Genomic DNA, 22,280 nt, shown 5'->3' with positions numbered 1-22,280 from the left:
CACCATGCGCCGTACATTTATGTTTGCCATTTTTACCATCGGCACCCTCTGTGCCATGGCGTTCCACCCCCTGCCGGTGCATGCTGAAAGCAAAACTTACACCCATGAAATGGGTAGTGTTGCATTCGAAACACCCCCCACCCGCATCGCGGTGACCAACTGGTCCCTCACCGAAACCGTAATTGCGCTGGGGCTAGCCCCGGTTGCCATTGCCGACCCGCAAGATTACCGCGAATGGGTGGTCAAACCCGACCTGCCTGCCGGTTTTGTTGATATCGGCCAGCGCCAATCCCCCAATATGGAAGCCCTGCGCAAGGCAAAACCTGACCTGATCCTGATCAGCAAGGAACTGGCCATGGCCTATGATGCCTTGTCCGAAATTGCCCCGACCATGGTGATTTCAACCTTTAACAACGCCAAACCGGCCCTGCAAAGCATCATCAACACCACACGCCAGATTGCGGCAGTGACGGGGCGCGAACAACGCGCCAACGAAATCCTGCAATTGCTGGACGAAACGCTGGCGCAAGACGGCGCGCGTATTCGCGCCATTCTTGGCCCCGATCAACGCCTCGCCGTTATCCGCATCAATTCCGATGCCCAAATTAATGTGTTTGGGCCCCCGTCCCTGCCCAATACCGTGCTTGCCGCCATGAACATCCCGACGGCCTATAACGGCGAAACAACCGGCTGGGGCTTTGCCCGCGGCGGGTTGGAACTGCTGGCCCCCTTTGCCAACGATACCATCGCCTTTATCGAGCCCACCCCCGCCCCTGTACGCCAGCGTATTGTGTCGTCGCCGCTGTGGAAAATGCAGGGCTTTGCGCGCAACAACCGGGTTTATCAGGTGCCCCCTGTCTGGACCTATGGCGGGGTATATTCGGCCATGCGCTTTGCCGATTTGCTGGCGGCCCAAATCGAAAACGGGCCTTATAAATGATCATGCGTCCCGCCCGCGCCGCGACCATTATTCCAGCCCTGTTTGGCTTATTGGCAATTGGCAGCATATTTGTCGACCTGTTGCCGTTCCTTCAAGGCGGCACCGCATGGCAAGCACTGTTTACGCCCGACGACAGCCGGTTTGATCAGATATTTTTCCATTACAGCACCCTGCCGCGCACGGCGATGGCCTTTATGTGCGGGGCCGGGCTGGCCGTTGCCGGGGCCGCCATTCAAACCATATTTCGCAATCCGCTGGCCTCGCCAACAACCCTTGGCGTCGGGGCCGGGGTTGAACTGGCATTAACCATTTTTCTGGTCATGGCCCCGGCCAGCCTTGCCCCGTTTCAGGATGTTTTCACCCTTGCCGGTGGCATGATTGCGCTGGGCATTGTTTATCTGATCGCATCGGGGCGCAGTAACGCCACCCTTTGGCTGATCCTGGCGGGTATGATTGTTAATTTGCTGCTGCATTCGGCAACGCAAATTTTTATGCTGTTTAACCAGCAATATCTGGATTCAATCTTTATGTGGGGGGCGGGCGACCTTGCCCAAAACGGCTGGGACAGCGCCTGTTATCTTGCCCCCCGGCTGGTACTGGGCATTATTGCCATTTTTGCGCTGACACGCCCACTTGATATTCTGGCATTGGGCGATGACACCGCCAATTCGCTTGGCGCGCCGGTTAAATGGCTTCGTCTGATCATTCTGACCATCGCCATCTTTATCACCGCCAGCATAATTTCCGCGGTTGGCATGATCGGCTTTATCGGCCTTGCCGTTCCCGCCACCCTGCGCTTTGTCGGCTTTACCCGGTCAAAATCCTTGTTGCCCATGTCGCTTCTGGTTGGCGGTTGCGGGCTGGTGGTGATTGATTATGTCATGCGTCAGTTTGCCGGTACCGGCGGCGACATTTTCCCGACCGGGGCGGCAACCGCCCTGATCGGGGCCCCATTTGTTATTGTCATCCTGCGCAAGGCCCGCATCATGCCCGATGGCAATGCCAACAGCCAGGATCACCCGGCGGATTATAACCTCGCCGCGAAACATGTCTTGATGGTGCTTTTGTTTGTCGGGTTGCTGGCGGGCCTGGCACTGTCGCTGCTGGTATCACTTGATGGGCAGGGTGATGTCGTTTTCACCCCGATAGCAGATTTATTTGCCTTTACCAGCACCGTTGGCGATCGCGCCCAGCGCACGCTTGCGGCCATTGTCTGCGGCGCGGCCCTTGCCGTATCGGGGACGCTGATCCAGCGGGTGGGCCATAACCCCATGGCCAGCCCCGAAATAACCGGCGTCAGTTCGGCCACCGCATTGGCCATGATCATTGCCATGGTTTATTTTGGTATTGATGGCCGCACCGACCTTATGCTGATCGGGGCGGTTGGCGGCGTTATTGCCCTGATGGTGCTATTGGGCCTGTGCCGCAATTTCAGCCACGCGCCGCATTATTTATTGCTGAACGGTTTGGCAATTACCGCCATTTTAGGGTCTGTCGTGCGCATTGCCATGACCCATAGCGGAACAAAGGCCACCATGCTGATTTCGTGGCTGGCCGGAACAACCTATTTCACCCGCATGGATGAAGTGATCGCCGTTGCCATGATAACCGCGATCCTGACAATTCTCACCCTGCTGGCACGACGTCCGCTTGAACTGGCATCGATGGGGCCAGACCAGGCGGTGTCGCTGGGGTTGGGTATTTCGATGTTCCGTCTGGCAATGATGATGGGGGCGGCAATATTGGCCGCGGTATCCACCCTGCTGGTTGGTCCGCTTAGTTTTGTCGGGTTAATGGCACCGCATCTGGCGCGTATTGCCGGTTTTCGGCTGGCGGGCGCGCATTTGATCGGCGCAATCCTGATCGGGGCCAATGTGATGATGGTGGCCGAATGGCTGGCGCGTAATATTTTATATCCACAACAACTGCCCACCGGGCTTATTGCTGCGTTGATTGGCACAGGATATTTTCTGGTTCTTTCGGCCCGGCGACGTTAAGGAAACTCAAGCATGATGTTGCCCCAGCGCGACCAGACGCTGCGGATCGCTGACCACAATATGCTTGCGACGGCTTTTCACCAGCCCTTGCTTTTCCCATGCACTTAACAATCGGCTGATTGTGTGCAGAGTTGTGGCTGTCATCTCGGACAAATCCTGCCGGGTAATGGAAAAATCAACTTCAATACCGCCTTCAACCTTGCGGCCCGTCTGATTGACCAGCCGTAACAGCGTATTGGCAACCCGCTGCTCGACCTGCTGTGTCGCCAATTCGACCACACGCATATTCAACTCCCCCATCCGCTCGCCCACAACTTTATAAGTCTCGGTGGCAAAACCGGGATAATTAACCACAAAATAATCCCAGATCTGTGTCGGCCAACTCAGGATAATTGCCTCGGATGCCGTTACCGCCGTTGCCGGATAGGCATCCCGACCGATGGCCTTGGCAATGCCAAACAACTGACCACTGGGAATATGCAGTGCAATGACCTGCTCGCCGCACGGCGTAATGCGCAAGACCCGAATATAACCATCGAGCACCATAAAAAACCGCTCTGCAGGGTCGCCCTCGCAAAACACGGGCACCCCTTCGGCATAGCGGCGCACCGTCGCGTGATCAAGGATCTCGCGGATCTGGCTGTGCTCAAGCAACGAAAACGGCGGTATGTGCGCCAGCAGACTTTCATCAAGTCTGGTCAATGACTTGAACTGAATATGATCGTCCATGTCCTCTCCATCCCCACTACGGAACAGAAACTCCCATACCGTTTGATTTTTGTCGCCTTAAATTCACAACAAAGGTTGTGCTAGCGCAAAGTTTATATCTGCCGGCGGCGTATTTTGACCCTCAACACACGAAAAAAGAACAAGGAAAGGGTCTGAAAATGCTTCGTACACTGACAACCGCGCTACTTTTTGCTGCTCTTATGGGCGGAACCGCAATGGCCGACACCTTTGAAGTCAAGATGCTGAACAAAAGCGGCAATCAGACAATGGTGTTTGAACCCGATTTTTTGCGGATTGCGCCCGGCGACACGGTTAAATTTATCCCCACCAGCAAAGGTCATAATGCCGAAAGCATAAATGCCATGATCCCCGCCGGGGCCGAACCCTTCGCCGGGCGGCTGAGCAAGGAAATCGACGTCAATTTTGATGTCGAAGGCTTCTATGCCATCGAATGCAAACCCCATTTCGCAATGGGCATGGTCATGACGATTGTTGTCGGTGACGCAACAACAGCCCCTGCCGATTTTCTGGCCGGCCGTCTCCCCAAAAAGGCCAAAGACCGCTTCGAAACCCAACTTTCGAAACTCTGAACCCGGAATTTTCCAGCACACCTGCCAAGCAGCCTTGGCACACCGAATTATTGGAGGCAACAATGCGTAAACTGTTCAACCCGGAAGACCTTAAAATCAATCGCCGCAACATCCTGAAGGGTGGTTTTCTGGCAGGGGCCGCCGCGGCCGCGTTTAGCACAGGGGCGAGCGCCCAGCCGATAGCCGCCCGCCCCAAACTGGTAACACCGCGCAACGTCCCGGTTCATCTGGCCAAGGCCGAAGCCAACAGCCAGGCCAAAGCCAAACCGGCCGATTTGACAGGCTATACCCGCGTCAAACAGGAACTGGTCGCACCGCCCTTCGTTCCCCAGCACGACCAGGTCGCAACCGGCGGCCCGAAAATCGTCGAAGTCACCATGACGATTGATGAAAGGCTTTTGACAGTTGATGAAGATACCGGGGCCAGCATTTGGGCGCTGACATATAACGGGTCGGTTCCCGGCCCCATGATCATTGCCCATGAAGGCGATTATATCGAACTGACACTGCGTAACCCCGCATCCAATGCGATGGAACACAATATCGATTTTCATGCCTCCACCGGTGCGCTTGGCGGCGGCGGGTTAACCCATGTTTATCCGGGCGAAGAAACCATCCTGCGCTTTAAAGCCATAAAGCCCGGTGTCTTCACCTATCATTGTGCGCCCGGTGGGGCGATGATCCCCTATCATGTCACCCATGGCATGAATGGTGCTGTCATGATTTTGCCGCGTGACGGGTTAAAAGACCGCGACGGCAAAGCCCTGCGCTATGACAGCGTTTCTTATGTTGGCGAACAGGATTTCTACCTGCCGCACGATGAAAACGGCGACTATAAAACCTATAAAGCCGCAGGCGACGATTACGCTGACAGCGTCGAGGCCATGCGGACCCTGATACCGACCCACTCTGTCTTCAATGGTTCGGTTGGGGCCTTAACCGGCGATCACGCCCTGCGGGCCAAGGTCGGCGAAACGGTTTTGATCATCCACAATCAGGCAAACCGCGATACCCGACCGCACATGATCGGGGGTCATGGCGATTATGTCTGGGAAACCGGCACATTTGGCGACGCCCCGCAAACCGGGCTTGAAACCTGGTTCATTCGCGGCGGCAGTGCCGGTGCCGCGATGTACACCTTCAAGCAGCCCGGCGTTTACGCCTATGTGAACCACAACCTGATCGAAGCTGCCCTTTTGGGGGCCACCGCCCATTTTGTGGTTGAAGGCGAATGGGACAACAGCCTGATGGAACAGGTCGCCGCACCCCGCCCGTTTAGCGCATAGCAGGAGATAAAACATGAAACCCACCGCCACTCAGGCTGGTTCTCGCGCAACACATGTTGCCGTTGCCGGACTGCTGGCGGTGGTCATGCTGATCGGGGCGGCGTGCCAGGAGCGCGGCCCCGATTTGCGCTATGTTCCCCAAATGGCGGAACATCCGGTAACGCTGCCTGATGGCCATAAAATTTATGTTCAAAAATATGAATTAAGCATCGCTGAGTGGAATGCCTGCCATAACGATGGCGCGTGCAGCGAAAAACGACGCCCGCCTGTCGGGCGCGACCCCGCCAAAGTTCCGGCAACAGATTTGAACCATCTTGATGTTTCGCAATATCTTGCCTGGGTTAACGCCAAATCCCGCCACCCGTTTCGCCTGCCAACGACCAAAGAATGGGCATTTATGGCCGCTAAAGTCCTGCCCGAAAAACACGCCCCGGCATTTACCAGCCCTGAACTAAAATGGGCTTCAACCTATTTGACCGCAGACTTGCCACCCCGCGCCTTGCGCGATCAGGGCAGCTTTTCAACCACGGCCGAAGGCATTGCTGACCTTGATGGCAGTGTGTGGGAATGGACAGATGATTGTTATGCCGGAAATGAAAACGCAGCCCCTGTCAGCAAGGATCGCTGCCCGGCTTTTTATGCAGCCGGTGAACATATGGCAGTTATCCCCTATCTGGTCCGCGACCCCGCCCGGGGTGGCTGTGCCGTTGGCACGCCGCCAGCCCATCTTGGTTTCCGGCTGGTAACAGACAAAAACCCGCTTTAAATTTCCATTGCAGATAAGCCAACAGGCCCGCCTGTAAATAAGACGGGCCTGTGCGCGTCAATTTCAAAATTTGGGTCAGGTTTTAAAAACCGTTATAATCAGTCTTCAAAATGGCCCCGGGCGGCAAATGCCCCGCCCTGATAAATCACAGCCGGGTCGCGGCGGTTTTCTTCCGGGAATTTGGCTTCCACATCGGCGCGAAACGCCTCCGAACTATCCTTGGGTTCCCAGCCAATATAGGCGGCGTGATCGTTGCTCCACCACACCGCTTTGTTGGGCGAAACACCATACATCACGGTATGGCCGGTCATCGGGGCATTAAAAATTGCCTCGATCAGGGAAATAAAGTCCCGTGGGCTCATCCAGGTGGACAACATCCGGCGGTCTTTGGGCTCGGGAAAGCACGAGCCGATACGCACACTGACGGTTTCCAGATCGAACTTGTCGTAATAATAACTTGCCAATGCCTCGCCATAACATTTTGCGACACCATACAGGCTGTCAGGCCGCAATTCGGATTTTTCATCAAGCATTTCCGTGCGCTTGTGAAAACCGATGGCATGGTTGGAACTGGCAAACATAATGCGTTTTACGCTGTGTTTGCGTGCCGCTTCATAAATATTATAGGTGCCAAGGAAATTGGCCTGCAGCAAATCATCAAATGCGGCTTCAATCGAGATCCCGCCCAGATGCACGATCCCGTCGCAATCCTTAACCAGTTCATGGACCGCAGCACGATCTGAAAGGTCGCATTTGACCACTTCTTCGTTTGGCCCGGCCGCATCCATATCGGCAATGTCAGACAAGCGCAGGACATCGGCATAGCCTTTAAGCCCCTCGCGCAGAATTTTACCCAGATTACCGGCAGCGCCGGTGATAAGAAGCCGTTTCATAACGATCTCCTGTTCGCAAATTTCAGCCAAATATCAGCAACAATCAATTGCCGAAAACCAGATTGGGCAATGTCAGCGACACAGCAGGGACATAGGTTGTCAATGCCAGCGCCACCAGAATTGCCAGATAAAACGGCCAGATCGTTAATACCGCCTTTTCAATTTTCACCCCGCCAATCGCACAGCCCACAAACAGGCACGACCCCACAGGCGGTGTACACAGGCCCAAGCCCAAATTCATCATCAGAACCATACCGAACTGGATCGGATCCATACCAAACTGCACGGCCAATGGCAAAAAGATCGGCGTACAAATCAGGATTAAGGCGGCCATGTCCATCACCATCCCGGCCACCAGCAACATGACGTTGATCAACAGCAGGATTGTGGTGGGGTTTTGGGTATAGCCGGTGATGAAACCGGCCAGCGCCTCTGGCACCTGATAAAACGCCAGCATATACCCATATGCCGCCGCACAGCCGACCAGTATCATCACAAGCGCAGTTGTTTTTGATGCCTGGCGAACCGCCATGACAAAACCGGCCCAGGTCAATTCACGGTAAACCAGCCCGGTAATAACCAGCGCATAGGCCACCCCGATGGCCCCGGATTCCGTCACGGTGAAAATGCCGCTTAACACGCCACCAACAATAATAACGGCGGTAAAAAAGCCCGGCAACGCCCGAATGGCGGTTTGCCCGACCACTTTCCAACCCGGAAACGGCACCGACGGATAACCATGGCGCACGGCAACAATCCAGGCGGCAAAACCCAGTAACACGCACATCAGCACACCGGGCACAACCCCGGCCATAAACAGCCGCGATACCGAAATACCGCCTCCGGCCGCCACCGCATACAGGATCATATTATGGCTGGGCGGGATCATGATGCCCGCAATTGACGATGTTACCGTTACATTCACCGCATAATCGGCCCGGTAACCTTCCTTTTTCATAATCGGAATAAGGATCGACCCCAATGCCGAGGTATCCGCCACGGCAGAACCGGAAATACCGCCAAACAGCATGGACGAAAACACGTTCACAATGCCAAGCCCGCCCCGGCGACTGCCGACAAGGGCTGTGGCAAATTGCACCAGACGGTTGGCGATGCCGCCATGCAGCATTAATTCACCGGCAAAGATGAAAAACGGAATGGCCAGCAGTGAATAGGTGCCGACCCCCGATGACAGGCGCTGAAAGGCAACAAAATGTGGCAACCCTTCGTAAAAGAACGCCGACAGGGCCGCCAGGCCCAGCGCAAAGGCCACCGGCATACCGATGATAATCCCCAGCGCAAACAGCCCTAAAAGAAGTGTCATGCCCATTTAATTCGCATCCTCGTCAAGCAGGTCGTCACTGTAAAAAGCACTTTGGGAAATTTTATGCCAGCCACACACAATGCGCAGGATATGCACAATCGAAAAGAACACCATGCCACTGCCGCAAATCACCATCGGGATAAAACGCCACCCGTCGGAAATGTGAATGATCGGAATAATTTTGGTCCAGCTAAAAGTTGTCAGCATCAACCCGCTTTCGGCCATGAAATACCCGAACACCGCCATGCCGACATAACTGATAATTGCAAAAACAGCGGAAACCCGCGGCGGCATTGAATCGCGGACATAGGTAACGGCCAGATGGTTATTGGCGCGCACCCCGGCTGCTGCAACCGGAAAGGTAATAAAAACCATCAATAAAAGCGAAACTTGCTCGACCCAGGTTGGCGTTGAATTCAGGACATAGCGCCCGTAAACAAGCCAGGCAAAACTGGGGATCAACAAAACCAGCGCGATACCGCCGATCAGATTAAGGACTTTTGACAAAACCGCCCCAAGGCGATCAAGCATCCGGGTACATTGCGTCAGCATTGCGCCGCCATCTGGAAATGAGAATTAATCGGGAAAAGAATAAGGAAGGGCGGCGATGTTATCGCCGCCCGCGTCAAATGAAACGACTTATTTCTGAGCTTCCTGGATCGCCGTAACCAACGGTGCCACGTCCGGGTTTTCTTTCATGAACTTGTCGTAGATCGGCTTCATTGCCGCCTGGAAAGCCGATTTGTCTTTGATTTCGTTGATCTTCACGCCCGAAGCTTCAACTTCCTTCTTGGACTTTTCAGCACCTTCTGCCCAGGCTGCACGCTGAACTTCTGCCGATTCCATAGCCGCATCATTAACGATTTTCTTGTCTGCATCTGACAGGCCGTCATAAAGCTTTTTGTTCATGCACAGGCATTCCGGCAAAATCAGATGCTGGGTGACGGAATAATATTTCGCCGCTTCATAATGACCCGATGAATCATAAGACGGATAGTTGTTTTCCGCCCCGTCAATCACACCCAGTTTCAGCGACTGAAAGACCTCACCATAAGGCATCGGAGTTGCATTGCCGCCCAAAGCATCGACCATCTGAACATAAAGGTCGTTGCTCATAACGCGAAACTTCAGGCCTTTCATATCGGCCGGCGTTTCGATCGGATGTTTGGTGTTATAAAACGAGCGCGCACCCGAGTCATAATATGCCAGCGGCTGCAAACCGACCTTTTCCAAACCTGCCGAAATCTTTTCCCCAACCGGACCATCCATCACTTTGTGCATGGAATCCATATTGTTGAAAATAAACGGCAAGGAAACAACGTTCGCTTCCGGTGCCACTTCGCCAAGCGGGCCCAGGTTGAACTCCGCCCAATCCAGACCGCCAAGGCGAACCTGCTGGATCGCATCGGGCTGGTCGCCCAGAACGCCATTGTTATAAACCTTTGCCGACAGTTCCCCACCGGACTTTTCCTTGATAATTTCGGCAAATTTTTCCATGCCGATGGTCACCGGGTATCCCGGCGGATGAATGTTCCAGCCGCGCCATTCCCCGGCATAGGCTGAACCAGCGGTAAGCGTCGCACCCAGGGCGACGGCTGCCAAAGTCAAAGTGGTGGTCTTTAGAAAATTATTCATTCCTGGAATCCTCCCGTGACGTTAATCGTCGGATAAGCCTTCCCCGTGATCGGGGTTTTGTTGTTGTGAGAAAAGCGTACAACTTGTAACTTGTAATTACAAGACAGTGTTTATACGTTTTCCAAACAAATGACGTGCCGGGTTTTTATTGTGGCGCCGTCGGGTGCCAGATGACTGCAAACAGCCACCGGGCAAATGACTATGGATGGTAATTTACAGCATCTTTGCCAAAGGCCGCGGCCACGACATCGGCCAGCATGGCAACTTCGGTGGCAGTCAAATCAACCAGCGGCGAGCGCACCGGCCCGGTATCGCGGCCAATCACCTTCATGCCTGCCTTGACAATGGAAACGGCATAGCCCGTGCCACGGTCGCGAATGGCAAGGTAGGGATAGAAAAATTCGCGCAACATCTTGCTCATGGTGGCATCATCATCGGCACACAAGGCATCATAAAATGCCAGCGCCTGTGTCGGCAAAAAGTTAAAAATCGCCGATGAATAGGTCGTAACCCCGGCGGCCTTATAGGCCTTGGCATAGACTTCTGCCGTGGGCATCCCGCCAATATAGCTCAGCCGGTCGCCCATCAGGGTGCAAACACGGGTTACAAGCTCAACATTGCCATGCCCGTCCTTGAAACCGATCAGGTTGGGGCATTCCTCGCACAGGCGTGCAAGGGTTTCGGCACTTAAAATCGAATTATCGCGATTATAAACAATCACCCCAATATCGACCGACTGGCATACTTTTTTTACCCGGTCAAACAACCCGGCTTGCGAAGCCCCGATCAGATATTGCGGCAACAACAACAGGCCATCGGCCCCGGCCGCCTGGCAATCCCGGGCCAGGTCAACCGCCATTGCGGTGCCATAACCGCAACCGGCAATAATCGGCGTTTTCCCGGCAACATCCTTGGCGGCCTTCACCGTTTCGACCACTTCACGGTGGGTTAGCGAAAAAAATTCACCTGTCCCACCCGCCGCAAACAGGGCCGCGGCCGGATACTGTGCCAACCATGATACATGGGCGCGATACCCGGCAAGGTCCAGCCGCTGTTCGGCGTCAAACGGTGTCACCGGAAAGGACAACAGCCCTGCACCGATGGCAGATTTCAATTCGGTAAAATCCATTTCCATCCCCGGATATCGTGTTTCGTGTTCTTGTCGGGAAATTTAACAACTCATCATATCTTTATGTCAATTGTTATATTACGGGGGCGATCATTGAAAACACTCCGAAAATTCACTTAAATTCATATATATCAAATACTTGAGTGTAAAACTGACTACGAAAATCACAAAAAACCGACCGCCGGTCTTGTCAAATAGTATGATGATATATCACTTACAACCTGACAGATGGCCGATTTTCGAACGCCGGACGCCCCATCACCGCGACGGTGTGTTGCACCAGAAACCGCATCGGTCATGCCGCTCTATCGCAGTCCCACGGCGCAAACCAACGACCCCAAATACAAAACGGCCCGCAAACCGCGCGATACCTCACCCGGCTGCAGACCGTTTTAACTGTATAGCGCATATGCCGGCCTGAATGACCTTAGCCCGACGACAAAACCCGCCTATGCTTCGCGGAATTTATGCACCGGCACCCCCGCCACATCGACGCGCAACGACAGCACCATCCCCGCCAGCGGATAGGCTTCCAGTTTTGATGCGTCATAATTTTCGGTCAGGCTGGTCAGGAAAATGGTTTTCATATCCGGCCCGCCAAAACAGGGCATTGTCGGGCTGGGTACCGGCAATGGAATGGACATCAGCAAGGCGCCATCCGGGGCAAAGCGGTTAAGGTTTCCCGCCGAAACCCCGGCACTCCAGTAACATCCTTCAATATCGGTTGCGCCACCATCAGGCCGCCCCAGCGTATCGTCAAGGTCCAGGAACCGGGTGCCGTTTGAAACATCGCCAGTTTGCGGGTTAAACTGCCAGCGGTTGACCCACGGCCCGCGCGAGTCGGAATGGTACATCGCCCGCCCGTCCGGCGACCATGCCAACCCGTTCGAGATTTTAACCCCGCCAATCTTATGCTCGACTGCTCCATCGCCGGCAACACGATATAACCCGGCCACCGGCTGCTTTTCGACATTCTGGTCCATGGTGCCAATCCAGAACGCGCCGTCGGGGCCAATTTTGCCGTCATTTGTGCGGGTCATCTGGTTATCACCGTCAACCGCGGCAATCTTTTGCTGCACGCCGGTCTCAGGATCAAACAGGATCACGTCGCTTTTTAACGCCACCACCCAACGTCCCTTGTCGGTCAGGCCAAAACACCCCACTTCGCTGTCAAAGCTCCAGCTTTGCCGCGCCCCATCCGCCAACGACAACGCATGAATTTTCTGGCCCAGAATATCGGCCCACAACAAACGGTTATTGTCCGCATCCCAATTCGGGCATTCCCCCAGCAAGAACCGTTCGCGCACGGCGACATCCACCTTTGGCATTTGCTGCTGTTTGTTCGATGCCATTCCGGCCTCCTGCTTTCATCACATGACGTTTGACTAAATCTGTTTATGTCATGCCGTTCGTACCGATACTTGTCAATGTTGTTAGTATCTTTATGACAACCGGCGGCCCAATGGGCCGAAACCACGGCAAACCACACAAGCAAAGACCAGCGACAGTTTATTTTTATCATTAACAAAATCAATTTATTAGCGCCATGTAGCGCGCCGTGTCGGCTCAAACATCGGAAAAGAGATTGCCAAGATCAAACTTGTAACTTAAAAATACAACTAGACATCACGGAGGTTACAATGAAAACAAGTGCCGTTACCTCGGCAGATCTGGGGAAATCGATCCTTTCCGTCCCACCACTGGCGCGCAGCGCTGATTTCAGTGTATCGGACGTGGAAAATCAAAAACTGGTCAACCACCTGAAACAAGGCGGCGTCAGCACCTTCATGTATGGCGGCAACGCCAATTTTTACAATATTTCGGTTGGCGAATATGATGGTGTGCTGACACAGCTTGAAAGCTGGGTTGGTGACGATGACTGGGTTATTCCCTCCATCGGCGCCGATTATGGCAAGGCGCTGGATCAGGTTAATATCCTTAAACACCGCGACTTCCCAACCGCCATGGCCCTGCCGCTGAATTTTCCATCGACACCAAAGGGCGTTAACGAAGGCCTGCGCCGCCTTGCCGATGCCTATGGCAAACCCTTAATTGTTTATGTGAAATCCGACACGTATCTGACGCCACGTCTGGTCGCCGACCTTCTGGCCGACGGTGTTGCCTGTGCCGTCAAATATGCTGCCGTGCGTGAAAACCCCGCCATCGACGCCTTCCTGACCGAACTTGTTGGCTATGCCGGCACCGATCACATCATATCAGGCATCGGCGAACGCCCGGCAATTGAACATCTGATGGATTTCAAATTGGCTGGCTTTACCTCTGGCTCGGTGTGTCTGGCCCCGGCCCTGTCGACCGCGATGTTAAAAGCACTTCAGGCTGGCGACGTCACAACCGCCGCCAATATCCGCGAAAAATTCATCGCCCTTGAAGATTTACGAGACGGCTATTCACCGCTTCGCATTTTGCACGAAGCCGTGCGCCTGGCAGGCATTGCCGATACCGGGCCGATGTACCCGTTTTTGTCCAATATCGACGATGCAAAGGTTCTGACCGATCTGGAAACAGCATCAAAAGAACTTTTGGCCGCCAATAACGCCGCTTAACACACCAGAACCATCAATTCTTCCGCGTGCCAAACCGGGCACCCATGCGCACAAGCACCCCGGCAAAAGGGACAACGGGGCCGCACGCGGATTGATTGTGCATTAAAGCGGCGATCAAAACGGCACCATACGCCAAGCTTGCAAATCAAACACGGACGCTATGCAGGACACTGTTTTAGACAAGCGTGGCTAGAGCCTGAAATCACCGGGAACAGGTCATTTGTCGCGGGCATGGTCTGTTACACGCTGGCGCGCCTGCATCAAATGATACCGCATCAGCAAATCGGCGGCGGCGGAATCCCGGCTTAGAATGGCATCAAAAATTTGCTGATGCTCGCCCAGCACTTTTTGCGCCCGCTCCTTTGATCCCGTGCGTGTAATGCTTAATGCAACCCCCATGGAATTGGCGATAACGGTATGAAGCGAATTAAGCATGGTGACAAAAATATCGTTGCCGCTGGCCCGCGCAATGGCGAGGTGGAAATCAAAATCGGCCTCGTTGGCAATGCCGCCGCTGCCAATGCCTTGCTCCAATGTGCGCAGGGCAAATTCAATTTCCTTATGGTGGCGCGTACCGGCACGCTCGGCCGCAAGGCGGGCGGTTTCGCCTTCAATAGCAATACGGGCTTCAAAACAGCGCAGCAAACCGGCCACGTCACCCGCTTGGGCAAATTCGATCAGGCCCTGTGGCGGGCGTTTTTTAACAAACGATCCCACCCCCTGGCGGGCAAAAACAAGCCCGTCGGTTTGCAATTTGCGCAGGGCTTCGCGCACCACGGGGCGCGATACACCAAAGGACGCACAAATTTCGTTTTCCGAAGGCAATTTGGCCCCTTCGGCAAGGTTCCCCGAAACGATCTGCTCAAGGATCTGTCCATATAACTGATCTGCCAGTTTTTCGCGTTTCTGAATTTTAAGTTTCAACCCCGCCATGATGTGCCCGTGCCCCACTTGTCATCTTGTAAATTATCGTTGCAGGAAGTTAACGCCAAATGACAGGCGGGTAAAGGCCCAGAACACAAATCAAGGGCATGAAAAGCCCGGTTTTAAAATAATTTCAGCCGCTATCTAGCGGTTTTTTCTTGAACCATACCGCTTTGGCGATCACCATCCTGTTACAAAATTTTACAAGAATCGAGAGGGATCATGGAGAGGAAAAAAACACCCGAGCAGCTTAGAAGCCATCGCTGGTTTGGGGCCGAAGATTTACGTGCCTTCGGTCATCGCTCGCGCATGTTGCAAATGGGCTATTCGATTGACGATTTCAAAGGCAAACCGATTGTCGCCATCATCAACACCTGGAGCGACATAAACCCCTGCCACGCCCATTTCAAAAACCGTGTCGAAGACGTTAAACGCGGCATTTTACAGGCTGGCGGTTTCCCGGTGGAACTTCCCGCCATTTCACTGGCCGAAACCTATGTCAAGCCCACCACCATGTTTTATCGCAACCTTTTGGCAATGGAGGCCGAGGAACTGCTGCGATCCCACCCGGTGGACGGTGCCGTTTTAATGGGTGGGTGCGATAAAACCACCCCGGCCTTGCTTATGGGCGCCATCAGCATGAATTTGCCCGCCATCCTGATGCCCGCCGGGCCAATGTTGCGCGGCAACTGGGGCGGCAAAACCCTTGGCAGCGGGTCTGACGTCTGGAAATACTGGGCGGAAAAAGAAGCCGGCAATATCAGCCAGGCCCAATGGGAAGAAATGGAAGCCGGCATTGCCCGGTCCTATGGTCATTGCATGACAATGGGCACCGCCTCCACCCTTACATCCCTTGCCGAAACACTGGGCTTTACCCTGCCCAATGCGTCCTCTATCCCGGCACCGGATTCCGGTCACCCGCGCATGGCGGCCAATACCGGCAAGCAAATTGTTGAAATGATCTGGCAGGACCGTAAACCGTCGGACGTTTTAACCCGTGGCTCGTTTGAAAACGCCCTGACCGTGCAAATGGCGCTGGGCGGCTCCACCAACGCCATCCCGCATCTGATTGCCATGTCAAAACGGGCCGGGCTTGATATTGGCCTGAAAGATTTTGAGGCCGCATCGCGGCGCATGGGTGTGATTGCCAATTTGCGGCCATCGGGCGAATTTTTAATGGAGGATTTCTTTTATGCCGGCGGGTTGACCGGCCTGCTTGAAAACATCCGAAGCCACCTTGATACCGATTGCATGACAGTAAATGGCAAAACCCTGGGCGATAACATTGCCGGAGCGCCGATTTATAATGCAGATGTTATTCGCGGTGTGGAAAATGCCATATATAGTGCCGGTGCCACCGCCGTTTTATATGGCAACATCGCCCCGCGCGGCTGTGTGATGAAACCCAGTGCCGCCGACCCGCGCCTGTTAAAGCATACCGGCCCGGCGCTGGTTTTCCGCGATTACAACGATATGAACGCGCAAATCAACCGCGACGACCTCGACGTTACCGCCGACCATATTCTGGTTTTGCAAAATGCCGGGCCGGTTGGCGGGCCGGGCATGCCCGAATGGGGCATGTTACCAATCCCCAAAAAGCTTTTGAAACAAGGGGTGCGTGACATGCTGCGCATTTCAGATGCCCGCATGAGCGGCACCAGCTATGGCGCGTGTATTCTTCATGTCGCACCGGAAAGCTATATTGGCGGGCCATTGGCCGCCGTTCAAACCGGCGATATGATTTCGGTCGATATCGAAAACCGCAGCATCCACGTCGCGCTTGGCGATGACGAAATCCAGTCCCGCCTTGCAATATGGAACCCGCCCAATCGCGACTATGGAAGGGGTTATGGCCGCATGTATGCCAACCATATTACCCAGGCCGATGAAGGCTGTGATTTTGACTTTTTAACTGGCACTACCCCGATTGAAGACCCGGAAATTCACTAGTTCTGCTATCGCGACCAACAGCATTACAGCAAACAGGCCCGCTCACACCGGGCCTGTTTTGCCTTTCAGGCCTCAGACAGCAATTCGGGTGTTAACGTCATGGTCCCGGCCAATGCCTGGCCATTTGCCAGCACCACAACATCGCCAAACGCCTTAAAATCAGCCCGGTTGTGCACATTGGGCACATGCGATACCGGCTCCAGACACACAGCCCCGCCATCCTTGGGCACATAGACCTGCAAATTGCGCAAACTGTCCGATGAACTCATGGTCAAGGCAACACCATCTTCGGGCCAGTCAAGCCGTGCCGTGCCGTCCCAACCGCTATAATGGGTATCAAGCCCGCGATGATGACGCGCCATTTTGGCCCGTGAAAAATCCCGGCCCAAATCAACCACGGCGGCGGCAACCGGCAATACGTCATCGTCGGCGTTAAAACAGCCTTCGGCATCAAACGACAGGGTAACGTCCTCGGTCGCACGAAACCACGGATGCAGGCCAATGCCATAGGGCATGGCCCCCTGCCCCATATGTTTTACGCCCAATTCCCATTGCAAAGCCCCGTCACACACGCGCAATTCCTGCCACGCCATATAATCAAAGCCGTTTTTATGGATATCAGCATGGCGGGTCTCAAGACGCAGGGCGACGTCATCGTTTTGTGTAATTTGCCAGTCTTCCCGGTGGGAAAAACCGTGAATGGCATGCGGCCCCGAGCTGCGATTTACCGGGACGCTAATCGGGCGATGATCAAATTCAAACTGCGCAAAAGCGATCCGGTTGGCAAAGGGCACCATCGGAAAACAACCAAGATATGATGGATTACCCGATTCCAGTGCTGATTGGTCTGACGGCCGCAACAAATCCACCGGGCTAACCCCATCCGGCCGTGTCCATTCCAGCCGGGTGACAGCCCCCCCAAACGGAAGAAAACCCAAGCGAAAAGCACCACTTTCCCAAAACATTTCCTGCACTGGCTTTTTTTGCATGGTAATCATTCCCATATATCGTTAAATCATACTATGACTTTAGCTATAAACGATTTATCGCGTTTAAGCAAAACGCCGCCTGTCGAGTATATGACATGCAAACGTCAATTAAAGAGATTCCATGAACAACAGCGCGCCGCAGAAAACACACCGTAAAGTTTCATTGACCGAAAAGGTTATTTCCAGCCTGCGCCGGGAAATTGAAAGCGGCAATCTGACACCGGGGGCAAAACTGCCCACCGAACCGGCCCTGACCGAACAGTTTGGTGTCAGCCGCACCGTTGTGCGCGAAGCCATTGCCGCCTTAAAGGCCGATGGTTTGCTTGAACCGCGCCAGGGGGCGGGTGTGTTTGTGCTGGCCCCGGCCCCGCGCAAAAATACCGGGTCGATCTTTGATGTCGATTTTGCCCAGATTTCCGACGTGCTGGAAATTCTCGAACTGCGCATGGCGGTTGAAATCGAAGCCGCCGGTTTGGCCTGTGCCCGAAGCTCGGTTGCACAGCAAGCCAAAATTTACGAAGCCCTGCGCGAAATGGAATTTCAGGTACAGTCTGGCAGCCCGGCGGAAAAGGCCGATTACGAATTTCATCGTGCCATTGCCGATGCCACCAATAACCGCCGCTATGGCGAATTTCTGGAATATCTGGGCGATAAAACCATCCCCCGCGCCCAACTGCGCCGCAAACCGGCCGAAGCCGAAGACCAGAAAGCCTATATGGAAAAAATTCTGGCTGAACATCACCGCATTTATGATGCCATATCGCTGCGCGATGCCGAAGGCGCGCGCGAAGCAATGCGCGAACATCTCAGCCAAAGCCAGACCCGCTATCAAAGCCTGCTGCGCAATCGCTAGGCCGTGCAGAGTGCCGCCCTTATCTGGACGGAAAAAGGCAGTGGCCCCGCCCTGATTTGGGCGCACGGGCTGATGTTGAACAGTTATTCGCGGGCGCAAAAAGGCATTTACGATTTTGAGCCGGTAATCCTGCAGGATCGCGCCTGATACGGTATCACGCACGCGGGCATGGCCGCTCGATGGCGCAAGCCGTTCCGCCCCATCCCGTTACCTCGGCCCAGCGGCTGGCCGAATTCATTTCCGGTGCAAAATTACATATCGCCACACATGTCAACGATGTGCGCAACTGGGGACATCTGGTGGCTGATTTTCTGGCATAAAATTAAAGGGCATAAATGATAAATGTAACCGCACAGCTCGGGTTCAGGTGTGCGGTCTAAACACGCGCGCCTAGCAGGCAATTACCGCCGCAATATCGGCCATGCTGTCAAACACCTGATGCGCCCCGGCCTCGATCAGGCGCTGTGCAGCACCCGCGCGCGCGCCATCGTAATGGCCGCCACCGACAAAACCCCAGCATGTCATCCCTGCGGCAATGGCGGCTTGTACACCGGCAACGGAATCCTCAATCACGAGACAGCCTGCCGGGTCATAACCCATATCATTGGCGGCATACAAAAACAGATCGGGTGCCGGTTTGCCATTGCGCACAAAATCGGCACTGTAAATATGGCCGTCAAACCAATGCCCCAACCCGGTAATGCGCATGGTGGTTTCAAGGCGCTGAACCGAACTGCTTGATGAAATACAAAATGGCAGGTCGCGGTTTTTCAATGCTGCCAGAACATCATCAATATCGGCAATTTTATGCAATTCGGTTTCATAGCGCACAAACAGCCGTTCATAAAAAAACGGTTTGAAATCCGCGCTCACATCGCGCCCGGTTTCAGTGCGGATATGATCCATCGGTGCGGCACTGGACCGGCCCGTAAACCGGCGTGCCACTTCCGCGCCCGATAAGGGCGCCTCGAAATGGGCAAGCACATCAACCAGGGTCGAAAGCGAAATGGGTTCACTATTGACCAGCACACCATCGCAATCAAACAGGACCGCCTTGATAGCGGCGGGCAGTTCGATGCGCGACGCAGGAACATCGGGTTTGCTTTGCATTTGTTTCTCGGACGTTATTTTTTTAATGGTCAAACCCTATCCAATCGAGAATATTCACGTCAACTAAAATGAACATTTGACCAATAGGTGGTCTTTTGTTCAATTTGCAACCCGATTGCGCAAGATGGCATACTGGCCTTCTGTTGGGCGCATCAAATCGGGTATAAACCCGGCTTGGGAAAATAACGTCTAAAGGCGGGAGGAAATATCGCCATGACCCTGAAAGATACAGCAATTATTGGTGTCGACGTCGGCACCGGCAGCGCACGCGCCGGGGTATTTGACGGCACTGGCAAACTTTTGGGCAGCGCATCCCACCCGATTGCGATGAACCGCCCGCGCCCGGATTTTGTCGAACAGGATTCTGAAAATATCTGGCAATCCGTCTGCCAATCGGTCAAGGACGCTCTGATAAAAGCGGGCATCGATGGCAGCAAGGTATCGGCGATTGGCTTTGACGCCACCTGTTCACTGGTTATTCGCGGTGCCAATAACACCCCCCTGCCCGTATCGCCCGATGGCCCGGCCAACTGGGATGTAATTGTATGGATGGACCACCGCGCCACCCGCGAGGCCGAACAATGCACCGCCACCGGCTCCAGGGTTCTGGATTATATCGGCGGCACCATGTCACCCGAAATGGAAATTCCCAAACTGATGTGGCTAAAACGCCATAGCCCCTCGGTTTGGAACAAAATGACAGCGGCCTATGACCTGGCCGATTTTTTGGCCTTTCGCGCCACTGGCGACAATGCCCGGTCATGCTGCACGGTAACATGTAAATGGACACACCTTGCCCACGAAGAAAGCCCGTGGAACCAGGATTTTCTGTCATCTGTCGGGCTGGACGATTTTATTGAAAAAGTCGGCATTGATGGCCCTGCGGTTGCCGTTGGCGCCCCGGTTGGCAAACTTTCGGCCGATGCCGCCCGCGACCTTGGCCTGAATAGCAATTGCATGGTCGGTGCCGGGCTGATCGATGCCCATGCCGGTGCGCTGGGCACGTTGGGCGCGCATCTGGGCGGCAATTTGGACCAGCGCTTTGCCATGATTGCGGGCACATCCACCTGCCACATGGCCTTGTCGGCCGAACCCCGCTTTATCAAAGGGGTTTGGGGCCCGTATTTTGGGGCCGTTGCACCGGGACTTTGGCTTAACGAAGGTGGGCAATCGGCGACCGGCGCGTTGCTGGACCATATTTGTGCCATGCACCCCTTTGCCCGTGACATGGGCCGCGATGCCCACCGGCTGGCGGGCGAAAAACTGCTGCCCCGCATGATGGAAAAGGCCGACCTTGCCCCGCGCCTGCATATCCTGCCCGATTTTCACGGCAACCGCTCGCCTTTGGCCGACCCAGAAGCATTGGGCGTCATCAGTGGCCTGTCGCTCGATCAAAGCGAAGACAGCTTTCTCGATCTTTACTGGGCCACCGCCTGCGCCATTGCCTATGGCACCCGCCATATCATTGATGCGCTTAACGCGACCGGCTACGATATCCGCTATATCCATCTCAGCGGCGGCCACACTGCAAGCCCGGTTCTGGTTAAACTTTATGCCGATGTTACCGGGTGCGAAGTTGTAATGTCCGAATGCCCCGAACCTGTACTTCTGGGTTCCGCCATACTGGCCGCAGCGGCCCTTGACCCCGAAGGCGGGCTGGCAGCCGCGTCAAAGTCTATGGCGGCCCCTGATACGGTTAAATCACCAGACAGCACCGCCAAAGCCGACCACGACCGCCGCTATACCATTTTTCACAAACTGCACGCCCATCGTCAGGAACTTGACGCCATGAGCGAAGGTTAAACAAACACACGCGTAACATCGAAAAACAACAGCGCCCCGTCCAATCTCGGACAGGGCGCTGTATTACGGCAGTCTAAAACTTAACCGTTCAGGCGAGGTTCTGTTTCAAAAACTCTGCCGTGCGGGCATTTGCCGTTGCAGCATCGTTTTCATCGTAATGATTGCCACCTTTGCGGCAGAACGCATGATTACGGTCCGGATACTGATAAATGGTGGCATCGGTATTACCCTTTACCGCTGCCTTGATTTTATCCTGCGCCTCGGTCGGAATAAATTCATCCTGCCCGGCCAGATGCATGATCAGGGGTTTCTTGATGTTATCAACTTCACCCAGATAATTATCAATCCCGGCACCATAATAGGATGCAAAAGCATCGCCATCGGTGCGCGTGGCTGCCAGATAGGTCAGCATTCCGCCCATGCAATAGCCAACCACGGCGGCCTTATCGGTCGCATCGGGCAAGGCGCGCGCTGCGCTCAGGGTTGCCTGAATGTCAGAAGCCCCCTTGTCGGCATCAAATTTCTGCAAATAACCAAAGGCCTTTTGCCATTCTTCATCGGTTTTATCGGTCAGCTCGATACCGGGTTCGATCCGCCAGAACAGGTCGGGACAAACCGCAATATAACCCAGTTTGGCATAATCATCGGCCACACCGCGCATCACGGCATTGACCCCGAAAATTTCCTGGATCACCACAACAACGGGGGCCGGTAATGTCGCGGGTTTGGCGACATAGGCATTAAACGTGCCATCAGGTGTTTCAATGCTGAGATTCTGGCTCATGGGGCCTCCTTGGT

21 protein-coding genes are annotated in these 22,280 nt (G+C 54.5%); 10 read left to right on the top strand and 11 right to left on the bottom strand.

Annotation, left to right across the window (positions count from 1 at the left end):
* The first annotated feature begins 4 nt into the window (after positions 1 to 4).
* Positions 5 to 940 carry an ABC transporter substrate-binding protein gene (locus TMES_RS14735; RefSeq protein ID WP_085583860.1) on the top strand — a complete coding sequence of 312 codons (936 nt, stop codon included), beginning with the start codon at positions 5 to 7 and terminating at the stop codon, positions 938 to 940.
* Positions 937 to 2,937 (top strand): Fe(3+)-hydroxamate ABC transporter permease FhuB, encoded by a 2,001-nt coding sequence (gene fhuB / locus TMES_RS14730; protein WP_085583858.1) that lies wholly within the window; start codon positions 937 to 939, stop codon positions 2,935 to 2,937. Before TMES_RS14735 ends, fhuB begins: the two co-directional genes overlap by 4 nt.
* A gap of 6 nt (positions 2,938 to 2,943) precedes the next feature.
* Here the strand turns inward: fhuB and TMES_RS14725 are convergent, their stop codons facing one another.
* On the bottom strand, positions 2,944 to 3,666 hold the full coding sequence (locus tag TMES_RS14725) for a Crp/Fnr family transcriptional regulator (RefSeq protein ID WP_143589672.1): 723 nt from the start codon (positions 3,664 to 3,666) through the stop codon (positions 2,944 to 2,946).
* 158 nt (positions 3,667 to 3,824) lie between these two features.
* On the opposite strand from TMES_RS14725, the gene TMES_RS14720 reads away from it, so the two are divergent.
* The 3 genes from TMES_RS14720 (at position 3,825) to TMES_RS14710 (ending at position 6,308) form a co-directional block, all read left to right on the top strand.
* Positions 3,825 to 4,256, top strand: a complete 432-nt coding sequence (locus tag TMES_RS14720) for a pseudoazurin (RefSeq protein WP_085583856.1) — start codon at positions 3,825 to 3,827, stop codon at positions 4,254 to 4,256.
* Between the two features lie 62 nt (positions 4,257 to 4,318).
* A complete protein-coding gene (gene nirK, locus TMES_RS14715; RefSeq protein ID WP_085583854.1) occupies positions 4,319 to 5,542 on the top strand; it encodes a copper-containing nitrite reductase in 1,224 nt (407 codons plus the stop codon).
* 13 nt (positions 5,543 to 5,555) lie between these two features.
* Complete coding sequence (locus tag TMES_RS14710) at positions 5,556 to 6,308, top strand: formylglycine-generating enzyme family protein (RefSeq protein WP_211275928.1); 753 nt, start codon at positions 5,556 to 5,558, stop codon at positions 6,306 to 6,308.
* 98 nt (positions 6,309 to 6,406) lie between these two features.
* On the opposite strand, the gene TMES_RS14705 is transcribed toward TMES_RS14710, so the two are convergent.
* The 6 genes from TMES_RS14705 to TMES_RS14680 all read right to left on the bottom strand — a co-directional run bounded on the left by TMES_RS14705 (position 6,407) and on the right by TMES_RS14680 (position 12,641).
* Positions 6,407 to 7,201, bottom strand: a complete 795-nt coding sequence (locus tag TMES_RS14705) for an NAD-dependent epimerase/dehydratase family protein (protein ID WP_085583852.1) — start codon at positions 7,199 to 7,201, stop codon at positions 6,407 to 6,409.
* 43 nt (positions 7,202 to 7,244) lie between these two features.
* Positions 7,245 to 8,531 carry a TRAP transporter large permease gene (locus TMES_RS14700; RefSeq protein WP_085583850.1) on the bottom strand — a complete coding sequence of 429 codons (1,287 nt, stop codon included), beginning with the start codon at positions 8,529 to 8,531 and terminating at the stop codon, positions 7,245 to 7,247.
* Positions 8,532 to 9,077 (bottom strand): TRAP transporter small permease, encoded by a 546-nt coding sequence (locus TMES_RS14695; protein ID WP_085583848.1) that lies wholly within the window; start codon positions 9,075 to 9,077, stop codon positions 8,532 to 8,534.
* 87 nt (positions 9,078 to 9,164) lie between these two features.
* Positions 9,165 to 10,160 (bottom strand): TRAP transporter substrate-binding protein, encoded by a 996-nt coding sequence (locus tag TMES_RS14690; RefSeq protein WP_085583846.1) that lies wholly within the window; start codon positions 10,158 to 10,160, stop codon positions 9,165 to 9,167.
* A gap of 199 nt (positions 10,161 to 10,359) precedes the next feature.
* Positions 10,360 to 11,289 carry a 5-dehydro-4-deoxyglucarate dehydratase gene (gene kdgD, locus TMES_RS14685; protein ID WP_085583954.1) on the bottom strand — a complete coding sequence of 310 codons (930 nt, stop codon included), beginning with the start codon at positions 11,287 to 11,289 and terminating at the stop codon, positions 10,360 to 10,362.
* Positions 11,290 to 11,738: 449 nt separating this feature from the next.
* On the bottom strand, positions 11,739 to 12,641 hold the full coding sequence (locus tag TMES_RS14680) for an SMP-30/gluconolactonase/LRE family protein (RefSeq protein ID WP_143589671.1): 903 nt from the start codon (positions 12,639 to 12,641) through the stop codon (positions 11,739 to 11,741).
* 288 nt (positions 12,642 to 12,929) lie between these two features.
* Between TMES_RS14680 and TMES_RS14675 the strand changes: the two genes are divergently transcribed.
* Positions 12,930 to 13,853 carry a dihydrodipicolinate synthase family protein gene (locus TMES_RS14675; RefSeq protein ID WP_085583844.1) on the top strand — a complete coding sequence of 308 codons (924 nt, stop codon included), beginning with the start codon at positions 12,930 to 12,932 and terminating at the stop codon, positions 13,851 to 13,853.
* Between the two features lie 216 nt (positions 13,854 to 14,069).
* Here TMES_RS14675 and TMES_RS14670 read toward each other — a convergent pair whose 3' ends face one another.
* Positions 14,070 to 14,786, bottom strand: coding sequence for a FadR/GntR family transcriptional regulator (locus tag TMES_RS14670; RefSeq protein WP_085583842.1), 717 nt, complete (start codon positions 14,784 to 14,786; stop codon positions 14,070 to 14,072).
* A gap of 213 nt (positions 14,787 to 14,999) precedes the next feature.
* On the opposite strand from TMES_RS14670, the gene araD reads away from it, so the two are divergent.
* A complete protein-coding gene (gene araD, locus TMES_RS14665; protein WP_085583840.1) occupies positions 15,000 to 16,727 on the top strand; it encodes an L-arabinonate dehydratase in 1,728 nt (575 codons plus the stop codon).
* A gap of 65 nt (positions 16,728 to 16,792) precedes the next feature.
* Here araD and TMES_RS14660 read toward each other — a convergent pair whose 3' ends face one another.
* The gene (locus tag TMES_RS14660; RefSeq protein ID WP_158091245.1) at positions 16,793 to 17,716 is read right to left on the bottom strand and encodes an aldose 1-epimerase; all 924 of its coding nucleotides are present in this window, start codon (positions 17,714 to 17,716) and stop codon (positions 16,793 to 16,795) included.
* Positions 17,717 to 17,837: 121 nt separating this feature from the next.
* Here TMES_RS14660 and TMES_RS14655 point away from each other — a divergent pair, with 121 nt between their 5' ends.
* On the top strand, positions 17,838 to 18,569 hold the full coding sequence (locus TMES_RS14655; RefSeq protein ID WP_085583836.1) for a FadR/GntR family transcriptional regulator: 732 nt from the start codon (positions 17,838 to 17,840) through the stop codon (positions 18,567 to 18,569).
* A 179-nt stretch (positions 18,570 to 18,748) separates the two neighbouring features.
* Positions 18,749 to 18,889 (top strand): hypothetical protein, encoded by a 141-nt coding sequence (locus TMES_RS22805; protein WP_158091244.1) that lies wholly within the window; start codon positions 18,749 to 18,751, stop codon positions 18,887 to 18,889.
* Between the two features lie 70 nt (positions 18,890 to 18,959).
* On the opposite strand, the gene TMES_RS14650 is transcribed toward TMES_RS22805, so the two are convergent.
* On the bottom strand, positions 18,960 to 19,679 hold the full coding sequence (locus tag TMES_RS14650) for an HAD family hydrolase (protein ID WP_085583834.1): 720 nt from the start codon (positions 19,677 to 19,679) through the stop codon (positions 18,960 to 18,962).
* A gap of 213 nt (positions 19,680 to 19,892) precedes the next feature.
* On the opposite strand from TMES_RS14650, the gene TMES_RS14645 reads away from it, so the two are divergent.
* Positions 19,893 to 21,482: an FGGY-family carbohydrate kinase gene (locus TMES_RS14645; RefSeq protein WP_085583832.1), complete on the top strand. Its 1,590-nt coding sequence runs from the start codon at positions 19,893 to 19,895 to the stop codon at positions 21,480 to 21,482.
* Between the two features lie 88 nt (positions 21,483 to 21,570).
* On the opposite strand, the gene TMES_RS14640 is transcribed toward TMES_RS14645, so the two are convergent.
* Complete coding sequence (locus TMES_RS14640) at positions 21,571 to 22,266, bottom strand: dienelactone hydrolase family protein (RefSeq protein ID WP_085583830.1); 696 nt, start codon at positions 22,264 to 22,266, stop codon at positions 21,571 to 21,573.
* Positions 22,267 to 22,280 lie beyond the last annotated feature (14 nt).

Source organism: Thalassospira mesophila (assembly GCF_002115755.1).
Lineage (GTDB): Bacteria > Pseudomonadota > Alphaproteobacteria > Rhodospirillales > Thalassospiraceae > Thalassospira > Thalassospira mesophila.
Note: the sequence above shows the minus strand (reverse complement) of the source record. Positions and strands in the feature narration are given on the sequence as shown.